Here is a 15,034-nt window from a genome sequence, read left to right on the forward strand (position 1 = left end):
AGAAAGACCAGAAAGACCAGAAAGACCAGAAAGACCAGAAAGACCAGAAAGACCAGAAAGACCAGAAAGACCAGAAAGACCAGAAAGACCAGAAACAGGGCGATTCCAAAGACGGCCAACCCAAGGACGGCGATGACAACGGCAAGCCGAAGCCTGATGAACCTGGCAAGGATCAGAAACCGAAGCAGGGACAACAAGGTGACGAGGATTCAAAGAAAAAGGACGAGCCTGCCGACCAGAAGCCCGCTGGAGACGATAAAGGCAAAGACAAGGAAACGCCGAAACCCGACGACCAAAAACCTGAGAAGAAGCCCGATGCCATGAAAGGGCAGGAGGACATGAAATCTCAAGACAAGGGCCAACAGGAGCAAGGTCAGACTGGCCAGTCCGCGGCGAAACCTGCTGGAGATCCTCAAAAAGGCGGAGCACAAGCCGCGGCAGCTGGCGAGCGCAAGCAGGGCGAAATGTCCCGCGAAGAAGCCATGCGATTGCTCGATACGCTCGGTGGCGATGAACGCGTGGTCATTCCCGTTCCCCTTGAAGAGCAAAAAGGAAAAGCCGCAAACAACAGCACCAAAGGAAAAACCTGGTAGCCCCTCATGAAGAAAATCATTTCCATCATTTGGCTCCTGTTTGCCGTCGCCCTCCATGCGACGCAGGTCAGCGCGAGCCTATCCAAAAACACCGTTCCAGCCGGTCAGGGCGTTCTCCTGACCTTGAACGTAGAAGGCGGAGCGCCGGAGAGCCAACCCGCGATTCCCCAGGTTGAAAATCTCATCGTGAATCCACACGGCACCTCCCAGCAGATGCAAATCATCAATGGCGACGTGACCCGCTCGATCACCTATACGTATGTGGTGGGATCGAATCAGACCGGAGATTATGAAATTCCCGCGATCACCGTGCGGGTGGCTGGCAGAGACTATACCACCCAGCCGCTGAGCTTGAAAGTCGGGCCGAATGCGGACAAGGCGCCTGAGGGAATGGCAGATGATCAAGCGCCGGAGGAACCCGGTAAATACGGGCACCTCAGCTTCCAAATGATGGAAAGCGACAGGAAATACGTTTATCCCGGTGAGATTGCCCCGGTTAAGATCCGCGCCTACTTCCCCGCGAACACCCAGGTCACCCTCTCAAGCGCTCCACACCCGGAAGGATCGGCATTTACCCTGCATCACCTGACCAAGGAACCCGACCAGAGTTCCGAGATCGTGAACGGTCGGCGCTACATGGTCGTCACTTGGTTTGGGGGGCTTTCCGCGACCAAAGCGGGCAAGTATCCGGCGAGTTTTGTCATCACTGGCACGGTGACCATGCGGGATGAATCCGCTGCCGGTTCAGGTGGCCGTGACCCTTTCTTCGGCGGGTTCTTTGCGCCGATGGTGCAAAAGGATATCGAGCTGACGACCAAGGAAGCTCCGCTACTCGAAGTGAAGGAACTTCCACTAGAAGGAAGGCCGGATGATTTCACCGGCGCGATCGGGCAGTTCGAGATGAAGTCTTTTCAGATTCCCAATTCCTTGCACACCGGCGAGCCGTTTCAGGTCGAGGCGGTGGTGAAAGGCTCGGGCAACTTTGCGCTTCTTTCCGCGCCTCACCCCTTCCCTGTGGACGATTGGAAAACCTACGAAGGCACGGAAGATTTTGTCCCTGAGGACGTCGCGTCATTTGGAGGATCGAAGTCATTCCACTACAACGCCGTGCCACTCAAGCCGGGCGAGCCGGAGGTGGGTCTCCGCTTCAGCTATTTCGATCCGGAGAAGGGAGAATACCGCATCGTAAAATCCGATACACGGAAGATCGCGATCAGCGGAAAAAAAGTGCAGACTCCCGAAGTCGCCGCTACTCCCCAGCAGGAACCGCCAAAACCTAAAACTCCCCAGATTGCCCCACTTGCGACCGAGTTGGGTGCGGTGCAAAGCTACCACCCGCTTTCGGATTCGATCTGGTTCACCCCCGTCCTCGGCAGTTGCGGTTTTCTCAGTCTCGCCATCATCGGTTTTGGCATTTGGAAAGAACGCGGTTCAGATCCAGTCAAGGAAGCGGCGCGGGCCAATCTGGCAGCGACCCAGGAAGCCCGTGAAAAAGCAGCACTCGCCGCAGCGAATGGCGATGCCGTGGCATTTTTTGCCGCAGCGAAAATGGCGGTGAGACTTTGCATCGCCCAGCGCGATGGCCTGCGCCCCGAAGCAATCACCCTGGCGGATCTCGGCGAACATGAAGATGAGACGATTACTGAGATACTAGTAGAAGCGGATCGCGTGGATTTCTCGGCAGAAAAAGTGTCGGTGGAGAATCTGAAAGCATGGAATGAGAAGCTCGGCACCTGTCTGGAACGCCTTGCGGGAACACGAAAGGAACTGGCGGTATGAAAAGTTTAACTCGGATGGTATTGGGTCTTTTGGCGATGGGTGTTTTGGCACACGCCGGCACGGTCGATGCATTCAAGAAAGCGAATGCGGACTACGAAGCCGGCCGTTTCGCAGAGGCGGCACAAGCCTATGAAGGAATTCTGAAATCCGATGGACCTCGTGCTTCCGTGTTAAAGAATTTGGGCAGCGCTTATTTCAAAGCCGGTGATAATGGTCGTGCCATTCTTGCCTTTGAACGGGCGCTGGTTTTGAGCCCGCGCGATCCCGATTTATTGGCCAACCTGGAACTCGCCCAAAAACAAGCCGCCGTATTTCCCGAGGAAAATCCAAAAGGCTGGCAAACCGTTCTAACAAGATATTCCGCGCGGCGCTGGTCAGAGCTGGTACTCATCGCCGGGATCATCCTGCCACTCCTTGCCATGGGGTGGATTTTCCTGCCGGGAAATCGCCGCATCGGCTTGGCCGCACTCGCGGTGTTGGATTTAGCGATGCTCGGCATCGCCATCCCCGGTCTGAAAGCGAAAACCGGTGAATCCACCCGCGCCATCGTTCTGGCGAAACCCGCTACCGTCAGAATTTCACCGTTCGAAACCGCAGGTGATCGCGGCACCATTGCCGAAGGCCGCGAAGTCGCCCTCGGCAAGCAAAGCCACGGATACTACTGGGTTTCCGTCGATCAAGGCTCACTCCAAGGCTGGGTGGCCAATCAGGAGATCGCCCCGGTCATTCCTCGGGAAAATTGAATCGGCAAGGCTGTGATCTCAATTCCTTCGGGCGAGATTGAAAAGGCGTGGAAGTGTCACCACGCCAACCACCTGCCGGTCTTCGAGTTGGTCAGCACCACAGCATACAATATCAGAAAACATCTGTCAGACTCACTGATCCCGTAAGCTAGAGCGCTGTCTGACGAGCCTTTGGATTCAATTAGAACACTCCTGAATGAATCCAGAGTAGTTGCGCGACTGCATCACCCATCCTTCGTATTTTCAAGAATTGGACAGCAGATAAACTTGTCAAAAGTAGACTCACGCGAGTAGAAGCTCAAATCGTAATTGGTTTCGATAGTAGACAAGGATTCAAACATGAAGAGAGCGCTAAGTATTGGGCTTTTCAGAAAGTATGTTCGGACACTCAGTGCAAGAGGCCTGCAAGCAGGTGCTATTAGTTTGATTGCACTATCATGTAGTGAAAAGCATCAATCAAATGAAAAAGCTGGTGCCGACAAATCGAAAGATAGCAACCACGAATTGAGGGTAGGCCATTCATCCGCCGAACGACTTACTACAGAAACAGATAGGACCCCCCATCTGCCGGAAACAAAAGAAGAGCAGTCAGATGAATCTGAGTGGCATCGTATGTCTGGTGAATTAAGCAATTCCTCAGAAGAATGGAAGTTTGTGTTAGGTAGACTTGAGAGTCAGGAGCAGTGGATAATGGCATCTTCTAGACTAAGAGCATATTTTCTTGAAATGAAGTTTAACTCAAATTCTGAGGAAGGGAAAAATTTAATTAAAATTGAGGAATATCTTACAGCTGCTACTGTTGAGGATATAGATAAAGGGTCATTTAAAGAGAGATATCCATCACTCTCTAGTTTATCGAGAGAGAAATTACAAGTTATATTAGGCAATTGGGCAACCTCTGCAGCTCTATCTGATAAATTTCAAAAGATAGTTAGCGATCAAGTTTTTGAAGAAACGAATCACCTGTCTCCGGTAGAAGGATATTCAGAGTTGCTATCTAGAACTCATCCATTTGTAGATAGTTATATTTCTGATGCTATTGCTAACGTGCTGGATATTGTTGAGTTGGAATCTTATATTAGAATTCATGGAACTGAGAGTCAGATTAAAGCCCGAGAAAAATACTCTAAATTATTTTTTGATAGGGCTAAAGCTAAAGCTGAATCAGAAGAAGTGAATTAATATTGAATTTAACGGAGTTGAAGTCCGAATGAAAAATTTCCCAAAAAGTTTTAAAAATAGATATTTAATTGCAGCAGTAACGGCGTTCGTGATTGTAATACTTTATGCGGTAATGAGCATGAAATACGTCGATCATAAATATAAATCTCCAACGACTGGGATATCAAAAAATTATAGTAAAAAAAGTAACATAAAGACCAATAAATCAAATTGTGAAGAATTAGAGCAGCGTCTTAGAAGCGCTATGATAGCCACAGAAGAAGCAGAGAATAAGTGGAGAGGCGAACTAAAAAACGTTTTGGAAGAGCGTGCCGACCTTGCACTCGCATATAGGAATGCCAATTTGTCTGATACAATTATCAGAACCGGAGATCTAAGTAGTAAAATAAGAACTTGGTGGGGTAGAAGCCGCGGTTTTGAGGCAAATAAACCGCTGATTATTAAAGCGAGGAATAAGATTATTTATCAGGAGCTTTACGAAGCATGGCAAGATCCTACTTCTAAAATTTGGGCTGAGCATGCTCTGGATAGTGGTGCATATCGTGAAAAATTAAAGCTTTATTCAGATATGGAATGGGGTAAAGATGATATGGATCTTCCGGTTATGCCGCCTTATGAAATTATCGAGAATGTTATATCCAAAAAAGATGATCAAATAACTGACCTCGATTTAACTGAAGATGAATCAGCCGTCATTCCTGTGGAAATTCAGAATGCCATCAGGAACTATTCGAGTTCTCTCATAACTAGGGATTTTGCAGGAAATTATTTTGATGAGAATCAACCACCTGAACTTGCGGCTCTTCACGAACTCTTGCTCAAAAATGGACAATTAGTAAAAAAAATTAGTGATGAATTACAGAAAATTAGAAATGAAAACAAATAATAATATCGAAGAAGGTGTAATTAAGTTGAGCTAGACTTCTGGACCAGTGGTTACCTTAATCCTCTCCTAGGAAATCCAAATAACGGCGACGCTGCACCGCCGAATTCAAAGCCCAGGGCGTTGCATCTCAGAGCTGGTTTCCGTGGTATGGGAGACGCTCAATAAGAGCCCCTAAAAATTCAAAATCACGTTCATTGATTCGCCTTCTCCTGCATGATTTTTTTTCCCCTTTCGGCGCGTGCAGCCAGTTCCTTTGCCTCCTTCTCCGAAATCTTCATTAGCAGGTCTTCCTTGGATTTGGGATCTTGCACGCGTTCGGCCCAAGCCCTCGCTACTTCAAACTCATATGATTTCAAGGCAGTGGAGGCGAACGCCGAACTGACCACGTTGTTCTGAGTGGGGGTAAGCTGTCCTGAATTGCCCTGATACCAATTGGTGGCTCCGCTCGGATCGCTATAAGTCCACTGCATGATGGCGTGATCGACAGCTTTATAATCTCCGACGCTTAGAAGATTGCTCAAGGCTCGGGGTCCGTCACTCATTACCATTCGGGATACCAAGGATTGCCCCGGGTTCAGTGAAGAGGCTGTACTGCCGCTTATCAACGTCCCGGGCGGTATCACTTCTTGAATTTCTTCCCAGCGTTCGAATTCATTGCCGGGAGGCCCTTCGGATGCCACTTTCACGAAATCGGAAGGCTGGAGATATCCCTGATTGACCAATTCCTTCGACGCTTTCAAAAGCTGCGGATCGGTTGCAGCACCCGCAACTTTTGATGCTGCAAACATGGAACGCAAGGCCACCGCCAAGTTATCGCTCAATATGGCTGGACTGAGCGAGGGACCTCTCGAAAGAGCCGCTTGGAACTGGGGGTCTGAGACAGACTCGACCAAGTTATTCAACTTAAGTCTCCCTATATATCCTCTCAGGGCCCCCACCTTATCCTCTTTGTAGACAGATATCTCATCGATGCGTCGAATTAGTTGATCATTGGGGAGATCGGCGAATGTGAAGAGGGCCTCAATCTGATTGCTTCTCATTGTTCCATGATTCGGATCAAGTAGCTGGAATGCCTCCTCTGAAAAGCCGTTCTGACACAACTCCTGAATCAAGTGACTCGCAAACTCAGATCGTTTCAGCAGATTGGGCTCCTTTGAACTAAATTTGGCGAGCCTGGATTTGGCGAGTTCGGGGGTGAGCTTCGAATCGTTCTTTTTGCCTTTGGCTTTTACGACTGTGAAGGTTTGCGAGGATTCGTGAGGATTCCTTGGGCGGGCTGTTTTTTGGATAACTACTTCCTTATCGGGAGTCGCATGCTTGCTGGGTTGGGTCACCCTTGTGAAAACCAAGGCGGCCGCTGCAATCGCAATAGTCATAACTCCAGCGAACAAGCGCTTGTTAATTCCTAGGTATACCTTACTTCCCGGTTTCATCCTGCTTCCCCTTTCCCATTGCAGCCCCATCGGCGAGCTTGTTTTGTTCTGCCACGGCAATTTTTCTCAGCAGATCATCCTTGGATTCAGGATCCTGAATTTTCTCGGCCCAAGCTCTCGCCACATCAAATTCAGCCGAGCGTAGAGCAGTGGAAGCAAATGCCGAACTTACGGCATTGTTCTGATTAAGGGTAAGCTGGCCCGCGTTGCTTTCATACCATTCGCTTGCTCCGGTAGGATCGCTCTTGGTCCATTGCGCGATCGCATAATCTACACTCCGATAATCTGCAATACTGAGCAAGTTGCTAAGCGCCTTGGGGCCGTCACTCGCTACCATTTGCGTAATCAAGGTCTCCCCTAAGTTATCTCCTTCGTCGTCGTCAATGATCAGCGATCCCGAGGGGATTGCTTTTTGAATCAACTCCCAGCGCTCAATGGGGTAATCGCTAAGATAATCGCCAGTGCTAGCAAGCAAATCGGCAGGCTTGAGAAATCCCTTTTCGATCAGCTCTTTCGAGGTTTCTACAAACTGTGTCTCGTTTGCGCCCCCCTGCTTGAGGGAGGGCAGATGCAAAGCATTCGACAGAATTAAACTCAATGAGTATGAACTCAGCTTAGTCCCACGCGAAAACATTTCCTGGAAGTCCGGATCGGAAACAATATCTGCCAGCTCATTTCGTTTGAATCGGTGCAAATACCCCTCCAACGCAGTGTACTTATCGCCTTGATAGGTATCAACCTCATTGATGCGAGCGAGCAGGTCGGCATTGGATAGATTGGCGTAAATAAAAAGCGTCGTCAGCTCGTCACTTCGCACCGTTCCATAGTTTTGGTCCAAGAGCTGAAATGCTTCGTCGGAGAAGCCATTCTCGCACAACTGGATGAGTAATAAACAGGCAAGCCCGCTGCGTTCTACCAAATCTGGTGTTTTCGCAAAATGCTCCTCAATTCTCGTCTTTGCGAGTTCGGGAGTGAGATCTGGGTCCATCCATTTGCTCCTCTCGCCCTTGGAAGGTCTTGCAGTTGCCCGCGAGGATTCGCGCGGCGAGTTTTTCGAAGAGGAGGCCGAGGGGGACACTGCCTCTCCCATGGAACTTCGTTCGTCATGAAATAGGCAAACACAGACCCCAACAATCACGACAGCAAGCCCCCCCAGAATCAAACCAAGGTTCCGCTTGTTCATTATTCTTTCCATAAAGAAGGATTTCTCCGTCTTTATGAAGGTAAGGTGGACTTGTCACCATTTAAATGGGTGTTGGTGAGTTGGGATGCTTTTGGTTTCGCAAACGCCGTTTGGTGGAATGCACTCGGTTTGAGAGGGCACTCTACGCGACCGATCTGAGATCGGACCTCATCAAGGAGTCGTACGTAACATTCCTATCCCGTCATGCTATGAACGCTATGCGATACAACGGAGGCAGAATCGAATGCGATATGGGCCACTACATATTTTTCCAAGGCGGCTCACGACAAGGCGCTGAGCAGCTTTTCGTGGATGCCGCCGAAGCCGCCGTTGCTTAGGACGGCGATGACATCGCCAGCTTGTGCGGTGATGGCGACGTGGCCGACGATGGTTTCCACATCCGGCAAATAGGCACAGTGGCCACCGAGGCGTTCGACATCGGCGGCGAGTTTGACCGGATCAAGCCGATCGTTTTCCGGAATCTTGTGGAGGTCGGGAATGGCGGCTACGACGGCGAAATCAGCGGCCGCCAGTGATTCGGCGAGCTCGGTTTGGAATACCGCGCGGCGCGTGGTGTTGGAGCGAGGCTCGAACAATACCCACAGCCGTCCGCCGGGGTGGCGTTGGCGCAGGCTGTCGATCGCCAGACGGATTGCCGTCGGATGGTGGGCGAAGTCGTCGATGACTTTGATCCCATTGACCTCGCCGCGCAATTCCTGGCGCCGGGCAATGCCTTCAAACGAAGCGAGACCGGCACGGATTTCTTCCGCCGTCAGACCGGCAAAGCCTGCGGCGGACGCGGCCATGGCGGCGTTGCGAACGTTGAACTCGCCGGTCATCGGGACGAAATAGGATTCGCCGCACAGAGTGAATGAGCTGCCGGTTTCGCCGTAGCTGACGTTTTCAATCCGGCGATCCGCCTTTTCCGCGAAACCGATGGTGATGACAGGGGCGGGTGCGCCTTTGGCGACATCGAGTGAATTGGTATCGTCCGCATTGACGAAGGCGCAGCCGCTGCGCGGGACGATGTTCAGAAGACGGCGGAAGGTGAGCTTGATCTCGTCGAGATGGTTGTAGATGTCGGCGTGATCGAACTCGATGTTGTTGATGATCACGCAGTCCGGCAGGTAGTGGAGAAATTTCGAACGCTTGTCGAAAAAGGCGGTGTCGTATTCGTCGCCTTCCAGAACGTTGAATTCCGAATCGGTGAACACCGCGCCGCGACCGAGATTTTTCGGCAGGCCGCCGATCATGTAGCCAGGATTTTTGCCCGCTTGTTGCAATAACCAGGCGAGCATCGACGAAGTCGTGGTCTTGCCGTGGGTTCCGGTGACGACCAGGTTGCGTTTGCCGCGCAGGAAGAATTCTTTCATCACCTCCGGCAGGGAATGGTAGAGCAGTTTGCGGTCGAGCGCGGCTTCGGCTTCCGGATTTCCGCGTGAAATGGCGTTGCCGATGATGACGACATCGGTGTCCGCCGGGATGTTTTCTTCGCGGTAACCTTCCGTGATTTCAATGCCTTGCCCGCGCAGGAAATCCGACATGGGCGGGTAAACGTTGGCGTCCGAGCCGGTGACGGTGAAGCCACGTTGTTTCATGGCGGAGGCGACGGCTCCCATGGCGGTGCCACAGATGCCGGTGAAGTGGAAACGGGATTTTTCGGACATGGATCGGACGGACGCGGAAGACAGGTGGTGGACCGCGATGCTGGCAGCAAATCAACCTCCGTCAATGCACCGATACAGGTCAGATTTCGATCGTTGAACCCTGCGCGATGTGCCTAGCCTGCGGTGATGACGAATGAAAACCCGTACACCACACCATTTGCCGCGGCAGAGGTGCAAAAAGATGACATCGCGCGTCAGCTCGAAGGCATCACCTATCCCTTGACCCTTTCCTTTAAAATTCTCGCGCTCGCCAGTCAGGCGACCGTGACGGACGCGTCGGGCAGGACCGTGCTTTTCACCAAGCAGAAAATGTTCAAGTTCCGCGAACATGTGGAGATTTTCACCGACAAGTCGAAGACGACGCTGCTCGCTGAAATCAAGGCGAACAAGGTGATCGATTGGTCGGCGCGCTATCGCTTTACCGATGCGCATGGGGGAGAAATCGGCAGCGTCGGTCGGCGTGGCTGGCGATCAATCTGGAAGGCGCACTATGAAAGCTTCAATCCGGGGGACAATCAGCCGGATTTTGCCATCCAGGAGGAAAATCCGTGGTCCAAGGTGGCGGATGGTTTGCTCGGAGAAATCCCGATTGTCGGCATGCTCTCCGGTTATTTTTTCCACCCGAGCTATCTGGCTGCCAAAACCGATGGAACTCCGGCGATGCGCCTGACCAAGCGTCCCGCATTTTGGGAAGGGCGATTCAAAATCGAAAAACTTGCGGAACTTCCGCCACGTGAAGAACTGAATCTGTTTCTCTCATTTTTGATGCTGGTGCTTTTGGAAAGAAAGCGTGGCTAAGCGAGTTGCAGCGATCGTTGTGCCAGAATGGCATGTGTTAGAGGCGAAAACGTCGCGTTATTGAGCGGGGAAACATTCACTTGGTGGGCGAGTCAGGTATGGATTTTGCTAAGCCGCCGGGGCAACCTGCGTAGGTTGTCCAAACTGAAATGAAATTCTTTCCCCGGGATGTCCCAGCAGCGCCGTTTTCACTTCTACAACCTCCGAAAGCCCTATTCCGCCGTGCGTTAGACCGCTGCATGCGGCGTGTCGCCCCATGGGCATTGATGGCCGCGATGGTTCCCCACGCGTCCGCGTTCGAAGCGGGGGATGCGGACACCATATACAATGCTTACGTTTCCGCCTTTCTCGGGGGGAGCACGCGCAACGGCTATTTCAAAGAAAACACGGATGGTGGCCATGCCTGGTTCTGGGGGCAGGCCAATATGATGGAAATGGTGTCCGATGCCTACGATCGGACCGGGAGCACCGCGCAGAAAAACCTGCTGAGCGGGCTTTGCGCGGGCTTCAACAGTTACCACGGCACGGATTGGTCGTGGAACGAATACAACGACGACATCATGTGGGCGTGCATCGTTTTCTCCAAAGCCTACCTGGCATCCGGGAACACGTCCTACAAGCAGCAGGTGATTTCGAATTTCGACAAAGTCTGGCAACGCGGGTGGTCAGATGATCTGGGCGGCGGAATGTGGTGGCGCACCGACAATCAGTCAAAGAACGCATGTGATAACTGCCCGGCGGCAATCGTCGCATGCCTGCTTTACGAGATCACAGGCGATGAATCCTACCTCGACAAGGCGAAGATGTTGATGGCGTGGATGAATGCGAATCTGGTGACGAGCGAAGGTGCTGTGAATGATCACATGAACCTGAGTGGTGAGGTAGTCGGCTGGCTTTTTAGCTACAATCAAGGCACCTACGTCGGAGCGTCGAACTACCTCTACAAGCTGACGGGCGATCAAACGTATTTGAATGATGCGCTCAAGGCGACGCGGTTCATGCGTGATCATTTGTGCGATGCGAATGGGATTTTTCCGAATCATGGAACCGGTGGCGGTGATGGCTCGGGTTTTAACGGAGTCGGGATTCGCTGGATCACGAAGTTCGTGCACGACCAGGGCTTATGGTCTGAGTTTTATCCATGGCTGAAGGCCAATGCCGATGCCGCCTGGAACATTCGACGTTCCGATAACCTTTCCTGGAGTGACTGGAGAAACTCCACACCATCGGGAGTTTTGGCGGCGTTTGAGTGCTATGGTTCGGCCACGGCTTTACAGGTCGTGCCTGCGGAAGATCCGAGCCGACTCAGTTTGGATGCCAACGTGCCAGAGGCATCAGCCGATAACTATCAGATCTTATATTCGCTGAATTTGCCAACAGATGGGGCATACGTAGGTTCTACCCCGGTTCCTTATTCAGTGGATAACAGCGCCAGCGTTTCAGATTTCGATCGCGTCGCATACTACCTGGAACTGACAACGAGCGAGGGCGTGTCTCAATGGGTTTACGCCTCGATGGATGCGTTCACAGAAGATCCGGTGAAGCTTGGTCTGCCGCATAACATCAACAATCCGGTGCTTTTTCAGCAACCGGTCCGCAATCTCAATGTGCTGTCGAATGTCGCCGGTGTGGTGACCGGGGACTTCATGGAAGGCGGAAACATCGAGATGTGGCCTAGCAATTATGACATGGGAAATGGCGCTGGCATTTATGCCGCGAGCGGCTCGTCCTATGATTGGGGAGATACGAATGGAAATACCGGCAGCGGTTATGGTTCGTTCCAGGTTCACAATGCCTTCGCTCGCCAAACGGTATTTGCCTACAACCATTGGGGCGCGGGTGGTCAAAATGACGACCTTGGAATCGGCAGCCAGAGCACGGGGCATCCGGATTGGACCTTTGCCGCAAACGCAGGTGGCTACACTGCGAGGAAGATGCTCATTTTGGTCCGGCCGAAAGTTGCACGGGTCACCTTGGCAGAGTTTCCAAAAAATCGATCCCTGTATCCGCGTGATGTTCTCACCAACCAGGCGACGGTGCCGGTTTCCGGAACCGTCGATGCCACTGGCTCGAGTAAGGCAATCCTGCGCATCTATCGTGATGGCGAGTTGACCTCCACGTTGCAACAGATGCTTTTCTATCCAGCCGAAGGCGGTGCGCCATTTTCCTTTTCACCGACCATCCCAGCTGAAGCTGCGAATTACACATTTGAACTTAGCACCAGCAATGCTTCCGGCGAAACGCTGATCCATCGGGCCACCGAGGTAGTCGCGGGCGATGTGCTGATGTTTTACGGGCAGTCGAACATGGAGGCCGGTCGCTCGTTTACGGCGAACAATCAAAGCTCGGAGGCCTACTACAGCCCGTTCGTCCGGACCTTTGGTCAAAACGCGGATTCGGGAACCGCAACCCGCAACAATACGTTCTGGGTGCCGGCGGAAGGTGACGGCGCTGGAAGTTATTATGTCGATCCCGGGGCCGTCGGCCAGTGGGCGATAGTGGTCGGGCGGAAGATTTTCGATGATTATGGAATCCCGGTTGCCTTGATGAATGGGGCTCGTGGTGGATACAGCATGGCTCAGCTGCAGAAGGATGATGCCAACCCGGATGCGCTGGATGACTCCGGCCAGACCCGGACTTACAACAGATTGCGTTTCCGTGCAATTCAGGCCGGCGTTGCCGCCAAGGCGCGGGCGATGTTCTACTACCAGGGAGAAGCACAGAATGACGATGCCGCATCCTATGCCGAGGGTTGGCAAGGGTTGTGGGATGACTGGAAAGTCGATTATCCAGCCTTGGAACATATCTATCAAGTTCAGGTCCGTCCGGGCTGCGGAGTCACGGTAGGAGATGTTTCATTAAGGCAACTGCAGCGAACCCTTGGCGATGTGTATCCAAACACCTCAGTGACCACCGGGAATGGACTTTCCGCTCATGATGGGTGTCACTACAATTTCATCGGCGGTTACGAGCAAATTGGTTTGCAGCACTACCACCAGCTGGCGCGCGATCTTTACGGTGCGGCGGATGAGCCGAATTTGGATCCGTTGAATCCGGCAAAAGTTGAGTTTGCCGATGCGTCTCGGAAGTTGATTCGCATCGAAATGCGCGATCCAGAGGCGACGATAGATTGCCCGCTAGGTGCATTGATCGATTTCACGCTGGTTGGGTCGCCAGGTAAAATCGTGGATCGTACGGTTTCCGGGAATACGCTCATTCTTGAGTTGGATCAACCTGCGGATAGCAGCGCGGTGCTCGGGTATCGAGGCCATCTTGGTGAGGGCGAATGGATCACCAACGGAATGGGCTTGGGAATGCTGGCCTTTTCAGAACCGGTCACTTCGCCGGGGCCGCTGGTCACTTTTGTCACTCCAGCGACCACCATGGAAACCGGGGTTGGAACTCCGATTACCATCGAGGCCACCGCTTCGGCAGGAACTGGCGGCGAGGCGGTGAAAATGATTTTCTATGCGAACGGTGTGCCGCAGTTCGAAACTGCAGGCAGCAGTCTGAATACCACTTGGACCGCCGCCGCGCCTGGAGCCTATCGGCTTTCGGTGGTTGCTCTGGATGCGGAAGGTGAAAGCGGTTCAGCCTCTGTTGCTGCACTTGCTGGCTCAGACGCCACTCCGGGCGGGGTGGGGAGTGGGTTGACCGCCTGGTTCCGAGCAGATGCCGGTGTTGTCCGCGATGCGAATGGTGCGGTTTCCCAATGGTTGGATCAGAGTGGTAATGGCCACAACGCCACCCAAGTTCAGGGTTATTACCAGCCTCACTTTTCCGAAGGAGTCTTCGGAACCGCGCCTGGAATAACCTTCGATGGAAGCGATTTTCTCGGGGCAAGTTCCGGCATGCCAACTGGCAGTTACACGAAAGTCGTCCGCTTCAAGGCGACGAGCGCGGCCTTCAATAATAACCTGATCTCGAGTGATATTTCCAACAACAGCTCTGGAGACCATGCTTTGTATGTTCCTGCACTTGTGCCATCATTTTATCATGCGGGACAGCGGGTGAATGCGACAGCTGCTTTGGCTCCCAATGCGGATACGGTGTTGATGGCAACCTACGAGTCTTCCCGTAATACCGCGAAGTTATACGTAAATGGGGTGCTGGCTGCCACAGGGACCATGGCATTGGATAATACCATTTCCTCATTCCAGATCGGAGCGTTTGCCAATTCGAATTTCCTGTATGGGGCGATCTCTGAAGCGATGATTTATGATCGAGTGCTCAGTGATGTGGAGCTTGGCGCGCTGACGACGTATCTCAGTGATCGCTTGGAAACTCCTTTCAGGATCTGGCAATCGAAAGCATCGATCAGCCGTGGCACCTCTCCAGCTGCGGATTCGGATGGGGATGGTTATTCGGATTTGATGGAGTATGCATTCGGCATGGACCCATCAATGGCGGAATCGGGTGCGGCCGAGCTACCGCATTTCGAAGTCATCGGCGATGAGGCAGTCGTCACCTACTATCGCCCGACTGATCGGCCGGACGTCATGATTCAGCTGGAAGGCTCGACTGACCTCATCCACTGGTCGCCGCTCACTGACGATTCGATGGGAATCACTGCCGGATTTGACATGCGCCAACTTCGCGAATCCGTGACTTCGGGTAATGATCGTTCGAAGTATTACCGCATCCAAGTTAGCCAGCCGTAAGTCGGTGGTGTGACGAATCCGTAACGTCACAATTTCGTCACCAAGCACCACTTCTGATGGGCAGTGGCGGCGCATACGACGCATGGGTCCTGTGTGGGAAATCCACCAC

General features: G+C 52.5%; 9 protein-coding genes and 1 pseudogene. 7 read left to right on the forward strand and 3 right to left on the reverse strand.

The features are described from left to right. The 5 genes and pseudogenes from JIN85_RS17310 to JIN85_RS17330 all read left to right on the forward strand — a co-directional run. Nucleotides 1-593: pseudogene (locus JIN85_RS17310) on the forward strand (hypothetical protein); the annotation flags it as partial. A gap of 6 nt (nucleotides 594-599) precedes the next feature. Then, entirely contained in the window at nucleotides 600-2,372 is a 1,773-nt protein-coding gene (locus JIN85_RS17315; protein ID WP_200273156.1) for a BatD family protein, read from the forward strand. After that, nucleotides 2,369-3,115: a tetratricopeptide repeat protein gene (locus JIN85_RS17320; protein ID WP_200273158.1), complete on the forward strand. Its 747-nt coding sequence runs from the start codon at nucleotides 2,369-2,371 to the stop codon at nucleotides 3,113-3,115. Before JIN85_RS17315 ends, JIN85_RS17320 begins: the two co-directional genes overlap by 4 nt. A 339-nt stretch (nucleotides 3,116-3,454) precedes the next feature. Then, nucleotides 3,455-4,297: a hypothetical protein gene (locus JIN85_RS17325; protein WP_200273160.1), complete on the forward strand. Its 843-nt coding sequence runs from the start codon at nucleotides 3,455-3,457 to the stop codon at nucleotides 4,295-4,297. 28 nt (nucleotides 4,298-4,325) lie between these two features. Continuing rightward, nucleotides 4,326-5,183: a hypothetical protein gene (locus JIN85_RS17330; RefSeq protein WP_200273162.1), complete on the forward strand. Its 858-nt coding sequence runs from the start codon at nucleotides 4,326-4,328 to the stop codon at nucleotides 5,181-5,183. A 191-nt stretch (nucleotides 5,184-5,374) separates the two neighbouring features. On the opposite strand, the gene JIN85_RS17335 is transcribed toward JIN85_RS17330, so the two are convergent. From JIN85_RS17335 to mpl, 3 genes are all read right to left on the reverse strand, one after another. Continuing rightward, nucleotides 5,375-6,616, reverse strand: a complete 1,242-nt coding sequence (locus JIN85_RS17335) for a hypothetical protein (RefSeq protein ID WP_200273164.1) — start codon at nucleotides 6,614-6,616, stop codon at nucleotides 5,375-5,377. Beyond that, complete coding sequence (locus JIN85_RS17340) at nucleotides 6,600-7,535, reverse strand: hypothetical protein (protein ID WP_200273166.1); 936 nt, start codon at nucleotides 7,533-7,535, stop codon at nucleotides 6,600-6,602. Before JIN85_RS17340 ends, JIN85_RS17335 begins: the two co-directional genes overlap by 17 nt. Before the next feature lie 545 nt (nucleotides 7,536-8,080). Next, nucleotides 8,081-9,466 (reverse strand): UDP-N-acetylmuramate:L-alanyl-gamma-D-glutamyl-meso-diaminopimelate ligase, encoded by a 1,386-nt coding sequence (gene mpl, locus JIN85_RS17345; RefSeq protein WP_200273169.1) that lies wholly within the window; start codon nucleotides 9,464-9,466, stop codon nucleotides 8,081-8,083. A 126-nt stretch (nucleotides 9,467-9,592) separates the two neighbouring features. On the opposite strand from mpl, the gene JIN85_RS17350 reads away from it, so the two are divergent. Both JIN85_RS17350 and JIN85_RS17355 read left to right on the forward strand, forming a co-directional pair. After that, entirely contained in the window at nucleotides 9,593-10,264 is a 672-nt protein-coding gene (locus JIN85_RS17350) for an LURP-one-related family protein (protein ID WP_200273172.1), read from the forward strand. A gap of 149 nt (nucleotides 10,265-10,413) precedes the next feature. Next, nucleotides 10,414-14,925 (forward strand): glycoside hydrolase family 76 protein, encoded by a 4,512-nt coding sequence (locus JIN85_RS17355; RefSeq protein ID WP_200273174.1) that lies wholly within the window; start codon nucleotides 10,414-10,416, stop codon nucleotides 14,923-14,925. Nucleotides 14,926-15,034 lie beyond the last annotated feature (109 nt).

This window comes from Luteolibacter pohnpeiensis (genome assembly GCF_016595435.1).
In the GTDB taxonomy this organism is placed as follows: Bacteria; Verrucomicrobiota; Verrucomicrobiia; order Verrucomicrobiales; family Akkermansiaceae; genus Luteolibacter; species Luteolibacter pohnpeiensis.